Raw genomic sequence first — 15,339 nt, 5'->3', positions numbered from 1 at the left:
CCCCCAGCCGCCAAACCGCCGAGCTTCAGATCCGTGCCGCCCTTCTCAACCGCTTCACCGCCCTCGGCACCCCCGAGACCAAGCGCGTTGCATAAAGCCGACGGGGGTCAGGGGCAGCTCGCTCTTACGCCGAATTGCTCAACAGAGCCGGCTCTGGCCGGCATAGCTGGGTCGCGCTGCAGCCCCCGTAAGGACACGGAGGCCGACTGACCGCGAAGCGCGCCGCATGGGCCATGCGGCGCGCCTTGCAGAACGGCCCTGGCAGCCTCTCGGCGACCTAAGAGCGACAAGAAAGGGCACCCTGCGCGGGAGTGTCAGCCCGGGACGCCCTTTCCGCCGTTCTCGCCGAAGATCTGCCCCGTCCCGTAACTCAGCTCGTTCGAGGCGAGGAGGACGTAGACGGGGGCAATCTCGGCGGGCTGGCCGGGGCGGCCCATGGGGGTGTCGGCACCGAACTGCGGGAGCTTGTCCGGGAGTTGCCCGCCCGTGGGCTGAAGCGGCGTCCAGAACGGCCCCGGCGCCACGCCATTCACGCGGATGCCCTGCTTGGCGAGCGACTTGGCCAGGGACTTGGTGAAGTTCGCCAGGCACGCCTTGGTCTGGGCGTAGTCCATGATCGTCTCGGACGGGTCGTAGGCCTGCTCGGAGGTCGTGAAGACGATCGCCGCCCCGGCTTGGAGGTGCGGCAAGGCCGCCTTGGTGATCCAGAAGGGGGCGTAAACGTTGGTCTTGAAGGTGCGGTCGAACTGCTCGGTGGTGATGTCCTGCAGCGTCTTCTGCGCCGTCTGCCGCGCGGCGTTGTTCACCAGGATGTCGAGCCCGCCCAACTGCTCGACCGCCTGCGCGACCATCTGCTGGCAGAACGCCTCGTCCCGGATGTCGCCGGCGAGCGGCACGGCCTTGCGGCCCTCGGCTTCGATGAGCTGGATGACCTCATCGGCGTCGGGCTGCTCCTCGGGGAGGAAGCCGAAGGCCACGTCCGCGCCCTCGCGGGCGAAGGCGATGGCGGCGGCGCGACCGATGCCGCTGTCGCCCCCGGTGATGAGGGCCTTCCGCCCCGCCAAGCGCCCCGAGCCCTTGTAGGTCTGCTCGCCGCGGTCGGGCTTCGGGTCCATCTTGCTCGTGAGCCCCGGCCACTCCTGGGTCTGCTCGGGGAAGGGGGCGCCGGGTAGCGCGTGACCGAGTTGCCGGGCGCGGCCTGGGGCGGCGGGGTCGTGGCCGGCGTGGTCTCCTGGGCCGCGTCCTGCGCCCGTGCCGCGCCTGTGGCGGCTGCGACCGCGGCAAGCCCTGCGGCCGCGCCGCCCATCACCGACCGGCGCGACAGCCGGTGGTCGTCGTTGTCGGAGTCCATGGTCTGATCCTTGTCAGGGGAGTCGGAGGGCCGCGCGCCGCGCGACCGCGCCGGTCAGGTCTGAAAACCGCGAGCGGGCCCAGGGTTCCGCTCGGAGGTGAGTCCTGCGCCATTCCGCTGATCGCCACGCCGAAACCCGGATGGCTTGGAACACCGCCCGTCATGCGCCGCTAGGACCCGCTGGACGCGATGGCTGGAGGCCGGTCCCGTACCTTCGGGAAGGACCGGGGAATGCGGATCACGGCAGCGGTGATGGAGAAAGCGGACGGGACGATCACCCGCCGCAGCATCCAGCTGGAGGGGGTGGAGCTCGACGGCCCGCGCGAGGGCGAGGTTCTGGTGCGGATCGCGAGCTGCGGCGTCTGCGGCACCGACCGCGGCTGCATCCACGGGCTGGAGCCTTACCCCACGCCGGGCGCGCGGGGCCACGAGGGGGCCGGGGTCGTCGAGGCCGTCGGGCGCGAGGTGAAAGGCTTCGGGCCCGGCGACCGGGTGATGATCGGCTTTCCCTAATGCGGGGAGTGCCGCTCCTGCCGCAGGGGCAAGCCGTGCTACTGCGAGAAGGGGCAGGTGCTCACCTTCGGCGGCCACCGGCTCGACGGCTCGGGCGGGATGCGGCGGCTGGGCGGCGAGGGGCTGGCGGCGCGCTTCTTCCAGCAGTCCTCCTGGGCGGCGCACGCGGTGGCCCTGGAACGCCCACTCGCCCGCGTGCCCGAGGGGGTCGATCCCGACCTGACCGGCCCGTTCGGATGCAGCATCTCGACCGGCGCGGGAACCATCCTGAACGAGCTTCGGCCCCTGCCGGGCAGCGCGGTCGCGATCTTCGGGGCGAGGAACGTGTGCCTCGCCGCCGTCATGGCCGCGCGCCTGACCGGGGCCACGCACATCATCGCCGTCGACAACGTGCCAGAGCGGCTGGCTCTCGCCCGCGAGCTTGGCGCGACAAACACGCTGGAGCACGGGGCCGACACGGTGGCCGGGCTCAAGGAGCTCTGCGGTGACCGGCTCGACTACGCTATCGAGGCGACGGATGGCTCGAACCTCGTGGGCGAGGGCATCGCGGCGCTGGGCATCCGCGACACCTGCGCCATGGTCGGCGGGGCCAAGATGACGGCCGAGATCAGCGCCAACCATCCGGACGTGCTGATGCATGGCAAACGCATCATTGGCGTCATGGGCGGGGGCGGTCAGACGCCCATGTTCCTCGAAAGCCTCATGGAGCTGCACCGGCAGGGCCGCTTTCCGGTCGAGAAGCTCGTGCGGTTCTACGACTTCGCGGAGGTCAACCAGGCCATCGACGACAGCGACGCCGGGCGCACCGCGAAGCCCATCCTACGGATGCCGGGCTGTGGAGCCGCTCATGAACATCACCTTCCGCGTGAACGGCCACGAGCATCGCCGGTCGGTCGATCCCCCGGACCGTGCTGCTCGACGCGCTGCGCGAGCGACCTGGGCTGACCGGGCCAAGAAGGGCTGCGACCAGGGCCAGTGCGGCGCCTGCATGCTCCTGATCGACGGGCAGCGGGTGCTGTCCTGCTTCGTCCTCGCAGCCCTGGCCGACGGCGAGATCACGACCATCGAGGGCCTCGCGGCCGAAACCGGGCCGCTCCACCCCATGCAGCAAGCCCTCGTCGAGTGCGACGGCTATCAGTCAGTGCGGCTACTGCACGCCGGGGCAGATCCTGTCGGCCATCGCCTGCGCCCAGGAGGGCCATGCGGGCTCCGAGGACGAGGTCCGCGAATACATGAGCGGTAACCTGTGCCGTTGCGCTGCCTATCCCAACATCGTCAAGGCCGTGCTTCGGGCCAAGCCGCAGATGGAGGCCTGAATGCGTGCCTTCTCCCTTGACCGCGCCGGGGACACCGACGAGGCGTTGAGGCTCGCCTCGGGTCAGCCGCCGGCCGATGCCCAGATCCGGGCCTCGACCCAGTACATCGCGGGCGGGACGACGCTCCTCGACTTCATGAAGCTCGATGTGATGCGGCCCGAGCGGCTCATCGACATCTCGGTCCTGCGGCAGGAGCATGGGCGGATCGAGCCGTACGGGTGAGGCCTCTGGCTCGGCGCTGCGGTGACGATGGTGCAGGCGACCGAGGACGCGGGCATCAGGCGCGACTATCCGATGATCGCCGACGCGCTCTGGTAGGCCGCGAGCCCGCAGTTGCGGAACATGGCGACGCTGGCGGGCAACGTGCTCCAGCGGACGCGGTGCCACTACTTCCGCGACCGGCAGTGCGCCGCCTGCAACAAGCGCGAGACCGGCAGCGGCTGCGCGGTGCTGGAGTGCCGCAACCGCCGGCTCGCCGTGCTGGGGACCAGCGAGCGCTGCATCGCCAACTATTCCGGCGACTTCGCCATCGCGCTGGTGACGCTCAGGGCGGAGGTTACGGTCCGGGGCACCGATGGATCGGAGCGGACCCTGCCCTTCGAGAATCTGCACCGCCCGTCCGGCGACGCGCCGCACATCGAGACCACGCTTGCCCCCGGCGACCTCATCACTGGGTGCCGGCCGGGCCGTGGACCCGCCGCTCGGCCTACGTGAAGGTGCGTGACCGGGCGTCCTATGACTTCGCGCTCGCCTCGGCGGCGGTGGCGCTGGAGATGGACGGCGACAATGTCGTGACAGCGCGCATCGGCCTGGGCGGGCTGCCCGCGAAGCCCTGGCGTTCGCACGAGGCCGAGGGGGCGCTGGCTGGACAGGTCCTCGACGAGGCCCGCGCGCGCGAGGCGGCCGAGGCGGCGCTGGCCGAAGCCGTCACGCATGGGGAGAACGCCTACAAGGTGGAGCTGGGCCGCCGCACGCTGGTTCGCGCCCTCCTGGAGGTGAAGGTCAAAGAGGTCGCGCCATGACCACGCGCATCGGCCAGCCCACCCCCCGCATCGACGGCCGCGCCAAGGTCACGGGCCGCGCGCTCTATCCCTCGGATGAGGACGTCAAGAACCCGACCTCGGCCTTTCTCCTTACCAGCGCCATCGCGAAGGGCCGGATCAAGGGCTTCGACTTGGAGGAGGCCCAGGCTCTGCCCGACGTGCTCGACATCCTCACGCACGAGAACGTGGGCGACGAGGCCAAGGTGCCCGAGCAGCAGTCGGGGGGCGAGACCACGACGACGATGCAGGACGACCGCGTCTGGCACGACGGCCGAATCATCGGGATCGTGCTCGCCGACAGCTACGAGGTCGCCCGCGACGCCGCCTTCCGCGTCCGCGTCCACTTCGAGCGGGAGGTGCATTCGGCCACCTTCGACTGCCCGGGCGTCGACGAGGAGCGGCGCGAGCCCGGCGAGCATGAGGACTACGACGTGGGCGACGTCGCCAGCGCCCTGGCCCGCGCCGAGGTCACGGTGGACGAGCGCTACGAGACGCCCACCAGCACCACAACCCCATCGAGCTCTTCACCACCACCGCCGAGTGGAACGGCGACCAGCTCACCATCTGGAAGCCGAGCCAGTTCGCCCATGGCCTGCCCGGCAACGTCGTGAACCAGATCGGGGTGGACCTGGCCGATGTCCGCGTGATCTCCCGCTTTGTCGGCGGGGCCTTCGGGTCCAAGGGCAACGCGACGGCGCGGACGGCCTGGATCGCGATGGCGGCCCGGCGGCTCGGTCAAGTTGGTGGCCACGCGCGACCAAGGCTTCACCATCGCGACCTACCGGCCCGAGATGCGCCACCATATCCAGCTTGGTGCGTCGCGGGACGGCAAGCTCACGGCGCTGCGGCACGAAGGGTGGGAGCTCACGGGTCGCCCGAGCCAGTACAATGTCTCGGGCACCGAGACGACGACGCGGGTCCATGCGGTCCCGAACATCCAGACGCGGGTCAACCTCGCCAATGCCGACCGCAATACGCCGGGCTTCATGCGGGCGCCGCCCGGCACGCCCTACCTGTTCGCGCTGGAAAGCGCGATGGGCGAGCTGGCCGTGAAGCTCGGGATCGACCCCATCGAGCTGCGGCGGATCAACGACACGCAGACGGACCCTGTGGACGGCACGCCGTCTCCAGCCGCCATCTGGTCGAGTGCCTCGACCAGGGCACCGCACGCTTCGGCTGGGCGGGGCGGCCAGCACAGCCCGGGACGATGCGGGACGGCGATTGGCTGGTCGGCTAGGGCTGCGCGACCGCAGCCTATCCGTCCAACATCGCCTCGACCGCCGCGCGGGTCTCGCTCCGCGCGGACGGGCATGCGACCGTGTCGCTCGCCGGACACGACATCGTGACCGGGGCCTACACCGTGGTCGCCATCACCGCCGCCGACCGGCTGGGTCTGTCGATCCACCGGGTCGAGGTGCGAATGGACGACAGCACGCCGCCCCCGGCCTCGCTCGCGGCGGGGTCGCGCCACACGGCCACCATCACCCATGCCGTGACCTGGGCCTGCAACGCCGTGATCCGTCGCCTTGCCGACGCGGCGGTCGCGAGCAATGGGCCGCTCGCCGGGCAGAAGGCCGAGGCGCTCCGCCTGACCAATGGTCGTCTCGGGGCGCTCTTCGGTCCGAACGAGCCGCTGGAGGATGCTGTCCGCCGCGTCACGGGGGGCGCCGTCGAGATCCACGCCGAGCACGTCCCGGAGGGGCTGCCGCCCGAGAGCGTGGACAAGCTCTACTCCGGCAAGCTCGCCATGCTGCGCGGCCACCAGCGCCAGGACATCCACGCCTACGCCTATGGGGCGCAGTTCGTCGAGGTGCGCGTCCACCGCCTGACCTGCGAGATCCGGGTGCTCCGCATGGCCGGCGCCTTCGCGGCAGGGACCATCGTCAACCCGCTGACCGCGCTCAGCCAGTACATGGGCGGCATGATCTGGGGCCTCGGCGCCGCGCTGGAGGAGAGGACCGAGATCGACCTCGCCCACGCCCGCTATGTCAACGACAACCTGTCCGAGTATCCCGTCCCGGTGAACGCCGACGTGTAAGGTCGAGGTCGTCATGGTCCCCGAGACGGACGATCGGGTGAACCCGCTGGGCATCCAGGGCGTCGGCGAGATCGGCATCGTCGGCATGAACGCCGCCATCGCCAATGCGGTTTGGCACGCCACCAGCCGTCGCATCCGCAGGCTCCCCATCCGCATCGAGGAACTGCTCTGAGCGGGCCGTCGGAACCGATGCGTCCGGGCGGGATTCAAGGGCGACCCAGGCCCCGGACAGCGTCATGCCCCAATATGGAACGAGACCCCTGCCCGTCGTCACCGGCGGCTCGAACGGCATCGGCTATTCGCTGGCCCAGCAGTTCGCCAGCAACGGCTACGACATCCTGATCGCCGCCGAGGACGCCCACCACCTCGAGCAGGCCGCCGCCTGCCTTGCGGCGGGGGGCGCGAAGTTGGAGACCCATGCGGGCGACCTCGCGACCGAGGAAGGCGTGAACAGCCTCTACGGCGCGCTTCGGGGCCGCCCAGTGGACGTGCTTTGCGTCAATGCCGGGGTGGGCCTGGGCAACGCCTTCGTCGAGACCGACCTGCAGCGCGAGCTGCGCATGGTCGACCTGAACGTCCGGGGCGCAGTGCAGCTCATCAAGCTGGTGCTGAAGGGCATGGTGGCGCGCAACGAGGGCAAGCTCCTCTTCACGTCGTCCATCGCCGCGACGATGCCCGACCCCTTCGGGGCGGTCTATGGCGGCACCAAGGTGTTCCTGCGCTGGTTCGGCGAGGCGCCGCGGAACGAGCTCAAGGACACCGACGTCGCCGTCATGGTGCTGATGCCGGGCGTCACCGACACGGGCTTCTTCCACCGCGCCGACATGGACGACACCCGGGCGGGTGCCACGCAGAGCAAGGACGACCCCGACGTGGTGGCCAAGGCGGCCTACGAGGCGCTGATGGCCGACACGCACAAGGTGGTGCCGACGCTCAGGAACAAGGTCATGGCCGGCGTGGCGGACGTGACGCCCGCGCCCCTGGCCGCGCAGATCCACCGGGGGCTCTCGGAGCCCGGGTCCGGCAAGACGTAATCCAGACCCGCGTCAGCCGGCTTGGGTCTCCCCTTGGGGCTTGCCATCCGGATAGAGCCAGCGGCGGAACAGGTGCGTGGCCGCCGGCATGGCGACCCAGGTCATCAGCGGCACGGTGATGAGCGTGCTCACCCCCAACCGCGCCCACTGGGGCCAGTCGTCGACCAGCGGCTTGAGCGCGTAGGACACGGCCAGGAGCACCGGCAGGATCGTGATCCAGGTCACGGCCGCCATGCGCCACTTGGGCGGGGCGCGGCCGCCGGACTGGCCGGGCAGGTCGAACCAGCCCTCGATGCCCTGCGCGAGCCGGACCTCGGCAGGGGCGCCCGTGCGGGCCGCTTTCCTCTCCAGGAGTTGCTGGTGGTGGGGGCCGGCCTGCCAGCGGGTCCAGGCCGCCTCGTCGGTGAAGCGCAGCACCGCGTTGAGCTGCGGCTTGTCGCCCTCGCGCCCGCGCAGGACCACGGAGCCCAGGTGCCCCGGCTCGTCGCGGGCGGTGTCGAGGATGGTCTCCACCTCGCGCTCGAGTGCCTCCTGCTGGCCTTCCGGCACGGCCCGGGTCACCAGGACCGAGATCGAGCGGTCCTGGGGCGTCTCCGGCTCCGGTCGCGAGGGGGATGTTGATCCGTCCATGGCTCCTCCTGGGGCTGGGATCGGCCTGACCTAGGCCCTGCCGCTCGGGAATCGAGCTAGGGAAGAGAGCCGGAATGACCGGGTCCAGCCGCCGTGCCACGGGCTGCCCTTGGCGATGGGAGGGGTGCCGCTTGGGCCACCGGTCTCCGGATCGGGTCTCCGGAGCCGGGCTCCGTCTGGCGCGCGCTCTCGGGCTCGTACCGGTCCATGGCCGCGACGCCAGAGGTGGTGACTCGGACGCGGACGTCCTCGAAGACGGTCACGCCGGCGACTTGGCGTCAAGAGCCGCAGCAGGTTTGAGGGCCGGCCCGGTCGGGGCAGGGTCCGCGCTCCCGCGTCTGGGGCGACCTGGGACTGGGCAGGAGCGCCCGGACGGCGGGAATGGCGAGAGTCCTGACTGCGAGGGGGCCCAGGCGAGGGGACCGGTCTCCCTGACCTAGGCCCGCGTGCTGACCTGGAGCTCAGATGCAAACGAGCCGTTCTGCTGGGATCGCGACGGAAGCGTGGACGCGCCGATCCGCGGACCGGCGCCTGCGGGCTCAGGCGATGAGCTTGTCGATGGTGATGGGCAGGCTGCGATGGCGCTGGCCCGTCGCGTGCCAGATGGCGTTGGCGACGGCGGCAGCGGTGCTGACGATGCCGATCTCGCCCAGGCCCTTGACGCCTAGGGGGGTCACGACCGGGTCGACCTCGTCCACGAAGATCACCTCGATGTCCGCGACGTCGGCATGGGCCGGCACGTGGTATTCGGCGAGGTTGTGGTTCATCCAGCGGCCGAGCCGGAGGTCGGCGAAGGTCTCCTCGTGGAGCGCCATGCCGATCCCCATGACCACGCCGCCCAGGATCTGGCTGCGCGCGGTCTTGGGGTTGATGATCCGTCCCGCCGCGACCGCGTTGACCACCCGCGTGACCCGGACGACGCCCAACTCCTCGTCCACCCGGACCTCGGCGAAGACGGCCGAGTGCGTGGCGCGCGATGTGCGCATCTGGCTGACCGAGCCGCCGAGGCTCGGCCCTGCCGTCTCCTCCGCCACAACCTCGTCGAGACCGGCGGCCTGCATCGCCTGCGTGAAGCCGACCGACTTGGACCGGTCCTCCTTGAGGACGATGCAGCCGTCCCTCAGCTCCACGTCGTCCAGGCCCGCGCGCCCCAGCGGGTCGCCCTCGACCTTGCGCGCGGCCTTGAGGAGTTGCTTCGCCAGGGCGCGGCAGGCGAGGTCCACGGCCGCCCCAACCGAGGCCGCCGCCGTGGAGCCGCCCTCGACCGGTGCCTTGGGCAGGTTGGAGTCTCCGAGCTTCGCGGTGATCCGGGCCGGGTCCATCCCCAGGGCGTCGGCGGCCACGAGGACCATGGTCGTGTAGGTGCCGGTGCCGATGTCGGCGGTGGCCGAGGCCACTTCGAGTCGGCCATCGGAGGTCAAGCGGGCTCGGGCCGAGGTCTTCTGGAAGCCGGCTTCCCACATCCCGGTCGCCATGCCCTGGCCAACGAGGTCGTGCCCGTCCTTCATGGACCGGGGCGCAAAGGGCCGTCCTTCCCAGCCGAAGGCCTCGGCGCCCGCACGGTAGGCCTCGCGCAAGGCCTTGGAGGTGTAGGGCAGGCCGCTCATCGCATCCACCTTGGAGTAGTTGAGGAGGCGAAAGGCGAGGGGGTCGAGCCCGGCCGTCTCGGCCATCTCGTCCATCGCCATCTCGAAGAGGGTCATGCCGGTGGCCGCGCCCGGCGCGCGCATGTCGCCGCTGGTGTAGGTGTCGCGTTGGGCCACCTTGTAGTCGCCGTCGGCATTGGGGCAGGCGTAGGCCATGAGGCCCCAGTTGACGACGTTCTCCTGGTTGTCCTCGAAGCGCGAGGTCGCGGTCACGGCCTCGTTGCGGATGGCCCGAAGCTGTCCCACGTCGTCGGTGGCCAGGCGCACCCGTTGCCAGGCCTCGGGTCGGTGGACATGGGTGAACATCTGCTGGCGCGTCATCACCACGCGCACGGACCGCTCGAGCTTCAGGGCGGCCATGACGGCGACCTGGACCTGCCATTGGGGGCGGAGGCCCGAGCCGAAGCCGCCGCCCACGTATTCGCTGACCACGCGGACCTTGTCGCTGGACAGGCCGAAGACCGAGCAGAGATAGCTCTGGACGTTGGGCGCGCCCTGCGTCTTGTCGTGGACGGTGAGGCTGCCGTCCTGCCCATGGATCACGGTGGTCGCGTGCATCTCCATGGGGTTGTGATGCTCGGTCGCGAGGTGGAACTCGGCGTCGACCTTGAACGGCGCGGCCTCCCAGGCCTCGGCCGCGTCGCCCCGGGCCTTGATCGCTTGATGGCCCGAGCGCTTCTTCGGCGGATCGTAGGCTTCGACGCGGGCCGTGTTGAAGTCCATCTCGTGCGGCTCCTCCTCGCAGCGGACCCGGAGGAGGGAGGCGGCGAAGCGCGCGGCCTCGAAGGTGGTGGCGACCACGACAGCGACGGGCTGGCCCGCGAAGTGGATCGTCGCATCATCGAGAGCGCGAAAAGGATGGCCCGGAGGCGCCGTCTCGTCGCTGAAGTTGCGGTCGCGCCAGGCCGTGCCCGGGCGGTTCTCATGGGTCAGGATCTCGACGACCCCAGGCACGGCGCGGGCGGCGGTCTCGTCGAAGCCGATGATCCTGCCCCGCGCGATGGGCGCCAAGACTGCGACCCCGTGGAGGAGCCCGGCCGCCGGACGTTCGGCGGCGTAGCGGGCCTCGCCCGTGACCTTGGCAACCCCGTCCACGCGCGAGAGCGGCGTGCCGATGCCGGCCCGAATGGGCTCGTGGCGAGTGTCCGGCATGGTCGTCCTCCTCTCAGGCGATACGTTTGTCGGTCTGCGACTGGGGCGTGCCAGCAGCCGCCTGGGCCAGGGCGCGCCCGATGGCCTTGCGGGCCAGCGGGACCTTGAAGTCGTTCCCGCCCTGGCCCTGCGCCCCGTCCAGGAGCAGATCGGCAGCGCGCGAGAAGGCGTCGGCGTCTGCAACCGATCCGCGAAGGGCTTCCTCGGCGTCCCCGCGTCGCCAGGGCTTGTGCGCGACGCCGCCAAGGGCGATGCGGGCCTCTGCGATGCGGCCGCCGTCGAGCCGCAGCGCGACGGCGACGGAGACCAGCGCGAAGGCATAGGACAGGCGGTCACGCAGCTTCAGGTAGGTGTAGTTCGCGGAGAAGTCCTCGAACGGGAGGTCGATGGCGGTCACCAGCTCGCCCGGCCGGAGGGTGTTGTCCTGTTCCGGCTGGTCGCCCGGCAGCCGGTGGTAGTCGGCGAAGGGAATGACCCGCTCGCCCCCCGGGTCCCGTCACCCGCACCTCTGCCTTCAGCGCCGCGAGCGCCACGCACATGTCGGACGGGTGGGTGGCAATGCAGCTCTCGCTCGCGCCCAGGATCGCATGGATGCGGTTCACGCCGCCGATGGCGCCGCAACCCGTGCCGGGCTCGCGCTTGTTGCAGGGGGCCGCCACGTCGTAGAAGTAGTAGCACCGTGTCCGCTGGTTGAGGTTGCCGCCGTTCGTGGCGGCGTTGCGGAGCTGCGGGCTCGCCCCCGCCAGGATCGCCGAGCTGAGCAGCGGATAGCGCCTCCGCACCCGTTCGTCGTAGGCCGTCTCGCTGTTGGTGGCGAGGGCGCCCAGCCGCAGGCCGCCGGCCTCGGTCTCGCTGATCCCGCCCAGGGACAGGCGGTTGATGTCCACGATCCGCAGGGGCCGCGCGACGTTCTCCTTGAGGAGGTCCACAAGGTTCGTGCCGCCGGCGAGGTAGGCGGTCCGTTCGCCCGATCCGTCCTGGAGGGCGGCCTCCAGGTCCTCGGGCCGGTGATAGTCGAAGCGGATCATTCGTCGCCTCCCATGACGTCGAGGATGGCGTCCGCGATGTTGGTGTAGGCGCCGCAGCGGCAGAGATTGCCGCTCATCATCTCGCGGACCTCCTCGCGCGTGGTGGCGTGTCCTTCCGCGAGCAGGCCCACGGCCGAGCAGATCTGGCCTGGCGTGCAGTAGCCGCACTGGAAGGCATCGTGCTCGATGAAGGCGGCTTGGAGCGGGTGGAGCGCGTCGGGCCGGCCCAGGCCCTCGATGGTCGTGACCTCCGCGCCGTCGAGCGTGATGGCGAGCTTGAGGCAGGCGTTGATCCGCTGGCCGTCGATCAGCACGGTGCAGGCGCCGCACTGGCCGTGGTCGCAGCCCTTCTTGGTCCCGGACAGGTCGAGGTGATCGCGCAGGAGGTCGAGGAGCGTGACCCAGGGCTCGACGGACAGGCGTCGCTCCACCCCGTTGACGGTGATCGCGAGGGGGAGCTGCGCGATGGGACGGGCCGCGACCGTGGGGCCAGGATCGTCGGCCATGGAACGGGTGGCCTGGCTCATGTCGGCGCCTCCAGGGCAGGGGTGAGGAGCGGGGCGATCCCGGGCCCGGCCATCGCAGGCCGATCCGGGAGGATCAGGACATCGGCGCGAACCATTCTGTCGTCCGGGCTCTGGCCGTGCTCCATGGTCTCTTCCTTGAGGCGGCGATCCCGGACTGACGGGGCCCCGAGTGAGTTTTCGAAACTGATGCCGCGGATCGAAGGTTCCCAACTCTTGGGCGGGTTGGGAACCGATGCCGCCACTCCCGCCATGGTTCCCCTGGGTCAGGGGCCGGTTCGATGAGGAACTTGGCCGCCAACGGCCCGTTATCTCCCAAGGAGATTCGATATGGCGCTGGGGCGGACTCTCGGAATCCTCGTTCCGGCTCTGATCGTGGTCGGAGCCGCCGGCGCCTATGCCCTGACGTGGCGCTCGTCCTTCGATCCCGTCCCGCGGCCTGACCCGGCCAGCTTCGACGCGGATCTGGTGGCGAGGGGCACTCAACTCGCCGCAGTGGGCAACTGCATCGCCTGTCACACCGTCCCGGGCGGCGATGCCTTTGCCGGCGGGCTGGCCGTGCCCACGCCGTTCGGCACCGTCTACTCGACCAACATCACGCCGGACGAAAAGACCGGGATCGGAACTTGGAGCCTCGCCGCCTTCAGACGTTCGCTGCACGACGGGCTCGATCGCGACGGGCACCACCTCTACCCGGCCTTTCCCTACGACCAGTTCACGCTGCTGTCGGACAATGACGTCGAGGCGCTCTACGCCTATCTGATGACCCGGCGCGCCGTGGAGAACCAGCCGCCCCCGAACGAGCTTCCCTTTCCACTCAACATCCGGGCGACCGTGGCGGGGTGGAAGCTTCTCTTCTTCGACAGTGGCCGCTTCGCTCCCGATCCCGGGAAGAGCGATCAGTGGAACCGGGGGGCCTACCTGGCCGAGGGGCTCGGGCACTGCGGCGGCTGTCATACCCCACGCAACGCCCTGGGCGCGCGCGAGAAGGATGAGGCCTGGAACGGCGGCATGGCCGAGGGCTGGACCGCCTATCCGATCAACGAGAACTCGCCCGCCCCGATCCCCTGGTCGGCGGATGCCCTGGCCTTCTACCTGCGGAATGGCTGGCACCAGGACCACGGCGTCTCGCGCGGGCCGATGGCCGAGGTGACGGGGAACCTGGGGCGGCTTTCGGACGAGGGCGTGGAGGCGATCGCGGTCTACACCGCCTCGCGGATGGGCGCCCCGGAGGTGCCGGACGCGGGTCCGGCCTTGGCCGCCTCGGTCATCGAGGCGCCCGGGGAAGGGCAGACCTCCGATACCCAGACCCAGCCTGAGGACACGGACGAAGCCCAAGGGCAAGCGTCCGGTACTCAGGCGCAATCGGAGGACGCCGGGTTTGCGCGCGGCGCCGAAATCTATGCGGCCGCCTGCGCCTCCTGCCACGAGGGCGACCGGCCGCAGCCCTATGGCGGGCTCGACTTCCACCTCAGCACGGCCGTTAATGCCTCGAACCCGCAGAACATCGTCATCGTCACTTTCTGGGGCCTGCCTCCGGCCGATGGTATGGCCAGCGCGGTCATGCCGGGCTTCGAGGGCGTCCTGTCCGACTTGGACACGATCAACCTCCTGACCTACCTGCGCCGGGAGTTCACCGACAAGCCCGACTGGGAGGGGGTGGGCGAGCTCGTCACCGCCACCCGGACCGGCGAGCATCCCGTGAGCGTCCGCCCCGCCGACATGATCGAGCGGGCGCCCCGCAACCTGGGCGCCAAGGAGGAGCCATGACGACGAGGCTAACGGTCAATGGCGCGGTCGTGGACGCCGAATCCGATCCCGACACGCCTCTCCTCTACGTCCTGCGCGACGAGCTGGGGCTCCACGGCGCCAAGTACGGCTGCGGACTCGGCCAATGCGGGGCCTGCACGGTCATGGTGGACGGCACCGCCGTCCTGTCCTGCCTGATGCCGCTCCTAACCGTGGAAGGGCGCAAGGTCCTGACGGTCGAGGGGCTGGGCACGGCCGACGCGCCGGGTCCCATGCAGGCCGCCTTCATCGCCGAGCAGGCGGCGCAATGCGGCTACTGCATCCCCGGGATGATGATGCGGGCGCAGGCGACGCTCACGGCCAATCCCGGAGCCTCGGAGCAGGAGATCCGGGAGGCGCTTGAGTTCAATCTCTGCCGCTGCGGAACCCACATCCGCATCCTCCGCGCGATCCTCCGCGCCCAGGGTGAGATGCAGCAAGCGGCGGCCTCACGCCCGGTCGGGGAGGACGTGCTATGACCCTGTCCCTGTCGCGGCGCGGATTCCTGGGTGCGGCAGCCGGCGGCCTCGTCGTCGCCTTCTCCCTGGCCGGCCCCCTGCGGGCTCAGGAGCAGGCAGAGGGCCCGGAGTTGCCCGGCGATCTCGCTGACACTCCGAACCTCGACGCCTGGATCCGCATCTCGCCGGAGGGTGACATCACCGTCTTCACCGGCAAGGCCGAGCTGGGACAGGGCATTAAGACCGCCCTGCGGATGGTCGCCGCCGAGGAGCTGTCGGTGGTCCCGGGCGAGATCGAACTCATCACGGCCGACACCGGGCTCACCCCGGACGAGGGCTTCACCGCCGGCAGTCAGTCGATGTCGAACAGCGGCATGGCGATCCGGCACGCCGCCGCGAACGTGCGTGTCCTCCTGCTGGAGGAGGCGGCGCGGCAACTCGGGGTGGAGGCGGCCTCACTGACGGTGGGGACAAGGCTGTGCAGGGCGGTGGCCGGTCGCTGGGCTACGGCGACCTCGCGGCCTCGCTCGACCTCACGGTCCCGGTGCGGATGGAGGTGCCCTATCGCCAGCCGGGCGACTACAGCGTCTTCGGCACCGACGTGCAGCGCGTCGACATTCCGGGCAAGGTCACGGGCGGCGCGGCCTACGTTCAGGACATGCGGCCCGAGGGCATGGTCCATGCCCGCGTCGTCCGACCGCCGAGCCCCCGCGCGACCCTCGCCTCCGTCGATGCGTCGGGCGTCGAGGCCATCGCCGGGTCCTGGGCGTCGTCCAGGACGGGAACTTCCTGGCCGTCGTGGCCGAGCGTGAGTGGCA

21 protein-coding genes and 1 pseudogene are annotated in these 15,339 nt (G+C 70.5%); 16 read left to right on the top strand and 6 right to left on the bottom strand.

The features are described from left to right. Positions 1-314: 314 nt before the first annotated feature. Positions 315-1,115, bottom strand: coding sequence for an SDR family oxidoreductase (locus RUMESO_RS09875; protein WP_156362840.1), 801 nt, complete (start codon positions 1,113-1,115; stop codon positions 315-317). A gap of 60 nt (positions 1,116-1,175) precedes the next feature. Here RUMESO_RS09875 and RUMESO_RS26330 point away from each other — a divergent pair, with 60 nt between their 5' ends. The 13 genes and pseudogenes from RUMESO_RS26330 to RUMESO_RS09850 all read left to right on the top strand — a co-directional run bounded on the left by RUMESO_RS26330 (position 1,176) and on the right by RUMESO_RS09850 (position 7,295). After that, the gene (locus RUMESO_RS26330; RefSeq protein ID WP_037279965.1) at positions 1,176-1,358 is read left to right on the top strand and encodes a hypothetical protein; all 183 of its coding nucleotides are present in this window, start codon (positions 1,176-1,178) and stop codon (positions 1,356-1,358) included. 224 nt (positions 1,359-1,582) lie between these two features. Then, entirely contained in the window at positions 1,583-1,864 is a 282-nt protein-coding gene (locus RUMESO_RS09870) for an alcohol dehydrogenase catalytic domain-containing protein (RefSeq protein ID WP_051521194.1), read from the top strand. A gap of 57 nt (positions 1,865-1,921) precedes the next feature. Next, positions 1,922-2,809, top strand: coding sequence for a zinc-binding dehydrogenase (locus RUMESO_RS28150; RefSeq protein ID WP_051521193.1), 888 nt, complete (start codon positions 1,922-1,924; stop codon positions 2,807-2,809). Further along, the gene (locus RUMESO_RS24115; RefSeq protein ID WP_342670758.1) at positions 2,712-3,107 is read left to right on the top strand and encodes a (2Fe-2S)-binding protein; all 396 of its coding nucleotides are present in this window, start codon (positions 2,712-2,714) and stop codon (positions 3,105-3,107) included. Before RUMESO_RS28150 ends, RUMESO_RS24115 begins: the two co-directional genes overlap by 98 nt. Continuing rightward, positions 3,043-3,180 carry a 2Fe-2S iron-sulfur cluster-binding protein gene (locus RUMESO_RS28145; protein WP_342670757.1) on the top strand — a complete coding sequence of 46 codons (138 nt, stop codon included), beginning with the start codon at positions 3,043-3,045 and terminating at the stop codon, positions 3,178-3,180. Before RUMESO_RS24115 ends, RUMESO_RS28145 begins: the two co-directional genes overlap by 65 nt. Continuing rightward, complete coding sequence (locus RUMESO_RS28140) at positions 3,181-3,402, top strand: FAD binding domain-containing protein (protein WP_211262845.1); 222 nt, start codon at positions 3,181-3,183, stop codon at positions 3,400-3,402. 111 nt (positions 3,403-3,513) lie between these two features. Continuing rightward, positions 3,514-3,894, top strand: coding sequence for an FAD binding domain-containing protein (locus tag RUMESO_RS28135; RefSeq protein ID WP_425414893.1), 381 nt, complete (start codon positions 3,514-3,516; stop codon positions 3,892-3,894). Next, positions 3,891-4,202 (top strand): FAD binding domain-containing protein, encoded by a 312-nt coding sequence (locus tag RUMESO_RS26315; RefSeq protein WP_211262843.1) that lies wholly within the window; start codon positions 3,891-3,893, stop codon positions 4,200-4,202. The genes RUMESO_RS28135 and RUMESO_RS26315 overlap by 4 nt, the downstream gene beginning before the upstream one ends. Beyond that, positions 4,199-4,834, top strand: a complete 636-nt coding sequence (locus RUMESO_RS26310; protein WP_211262842.1) for a xanthine dehydrogenase family protein molybdopterin-binding subunit — start codon at positions 4,199-4,201, stop codon at positions 4,832-4,834. The genes RUMESO_RS26315 and RUMESO_RS26310 overlap by 4 nt, the downstream gene beginning before the upstream one ends. Further along, positions 4,738-5,569: pseudogene (locus RUMESO_RS26300) on the top strand (molybdopterin cofactor-binding domain-containing protein). Before RUMESO_RS26310 ends, RUMESO_RS26300 begins: the two are co-directional and overlap by 97 nt. Continuing rightward, positions 5,491-6,261: a molybdopterin cofactor-binding domain-containing protein gene (locus tag RUMESO_RS26295; protein ID WP_211262848.1), complete on the top strand. Its 771-nt coding sequence runs from the start codon at positions 5,491-5,493 to the stop codon at positions 6,259-6,261. The pseudogene RUMESO_RS26300 and the gene RUMESO_RS26295 overlap by 79 nt, the downstream one beginning before the upstream one ends. A 13-nt stretch (positions 6,262-6,274) precedes the next feature. Beyond that, complete coding sequence (locus tag RUMESO_RS26290; protein WP_211262840.1) at positions 6,275-6,433, top strand: hypothetical protein; 159 nt, start codon at positions 6,275-6,277, stop codon at positions 6,431-6,433. Positions 6,434-6,497: 64 nt separating this feature from the next. Next, a complete protein-coding gene (locus tag RUMESO_RS09850; RefSeq protein WP_037279964.1) occupies positions 6,498-7,295 on the top strand; it encodes an SDR family NAD(P)-dependent oxidoreductase in 798 nt (265 codons plus the stop codon). A gap of 12 nt (positions 7,296-7,307) precedes the next feature. On the opposite strand, the gene RUMESO_RS09845 is transcribed toward RUMESO_RS09850, so the two are convergent. The 5 genes from RUMESO_RS09845 to RUMESO_RS09830 form a co-directional block, all read right to left on the bottom strand. Beyond that, complete coding sequence (locus tag RUMESO_RS09845; RefSeq protein WP_051521192.1) at positions 7,308-7,925, bottom strand: antibiotic biosynthesis monooxygenase; 618 nt, start codon at positions 7,923-7,925, stop codon at positions 7,308-7,310. Between the two features lie 539 nt (positions 7,926-8,464). Beyond that, on the bottom strand, positions 8,465-10,723 hold the full coding sequence (locus RUMESO_RS09840) for a xanthine dehydrogenase family protein molybdopterin-binding subunit (RefSeq protein ID WP_037279963.1): 2,259 nt from the start codon (positions 10,721-10,723) through the stop codon (positions 8,465-8,467). A 13-nt stretch (positions 10,724-10,736) separates the two neighbouring features. Beyond that, positions 10,737-11,120 (bottom strand): FAD binding domain-containing protein, encoded by a 384-nt coding sequence (locus RUMESO_RS27100; protein ID WP_245639218.1) that lies wholly within the window; start codon positions 11,118-11,120, stop codon positions 10,737-10,739. Beyond that, on the bottom strand, positions 11,056-11,751 hold the full coding sequence (locus RUMESO_RS09835) for an FAD binding domain-containing protein (RefSeq protein ID WP_245639217.1): 696 nt from the start codon (positions 11,749-11,751) through the stop codon (positions 11,056-11,058). Before RUMESO_RS09835 ends, RUMESO_RS27100 begins: the two co-directional genes overlap by 65 nt. Beyond that, positions 11,748-12,278, bottom strand: a complete 531-nt coding sequence (locus RUMESO_RS09830; RefSeq protein WP_211262839.1) for a (2Fe-2S)-binding protein — start codon at positions 12,276-12,278, stop codon at positions 11,748-11,750. The genes RUMESO_RS09835 and RUMESO_RS09830 overlap by 4 nt, the downstream gene beginning before the upstream one ends. A gap of 327 nt (positions 12,279-12,605) precedes the next feature. Here RUMESO_RS09830 and RUMESO_RS09825 point away from each other — a divergent pair, with 327 nt between their 5' ends. From RUMESO_RS09825 to RUMESO_RS28495, 3 genes are read left to right on the top strand one after another with little or no spacing between them, the layout of a single operon-like run. Next, the gene (locus RUMESO_RS09825; protein WP_037279962.1) at positions 12,606-14,045 is read left to right on the top strand and encodes a cytochrome c; all 1,440 of its coding nucleotides are present in this window, start codon (positions 12,606-12,608) and stop codon (positions 14,043-14,045) included. After that, entirely contained in the window at positions 14,042-14,542 is a 501-nt protein-coding gene (locus RUMESO_RS09820) for a (2Fe-2S)-binding protein (protein WP_037279961.1), read from the top strand. The genes RUMESO_RS09825 and RUMESO_RS09820 overlap by 4 nt, the downstream gene beginning before the upstream one ends. Then, complete coding sequence (locus RUMESO_RS28495) at positions 14,539-15,333, top strand: molybdopterin cofactor-binding domain-containing protein (protein WP_211262838.1); 795 nt, start codon at positions 14,539-14,541, stop codon at positions 15,331-15,333. Before RUMESO_RS09820 ends, RUMESO_RS28495 begins: the two co-directional genes overlap by 4 nt. The last annotated feature ends 6 nt before the right edge of the window (positions 15,334-15,339 follow it).

Source organism: Rubellimicrobium mesophilum DSM 19309, assembly GCF_000600335.2.
Classification (GTDB): Bacteria; Pseudomonadota; Alphaproteobacteria; order Rhodobacterales; family Rhodobacteraceae; genus Rubellimicrobium; species Rubellimicrobium mesophilum.
Note: the sequence above shows the minus strand (reverse complement) of the source record. Positions and strands in the feature narration are given on the sequence as shown.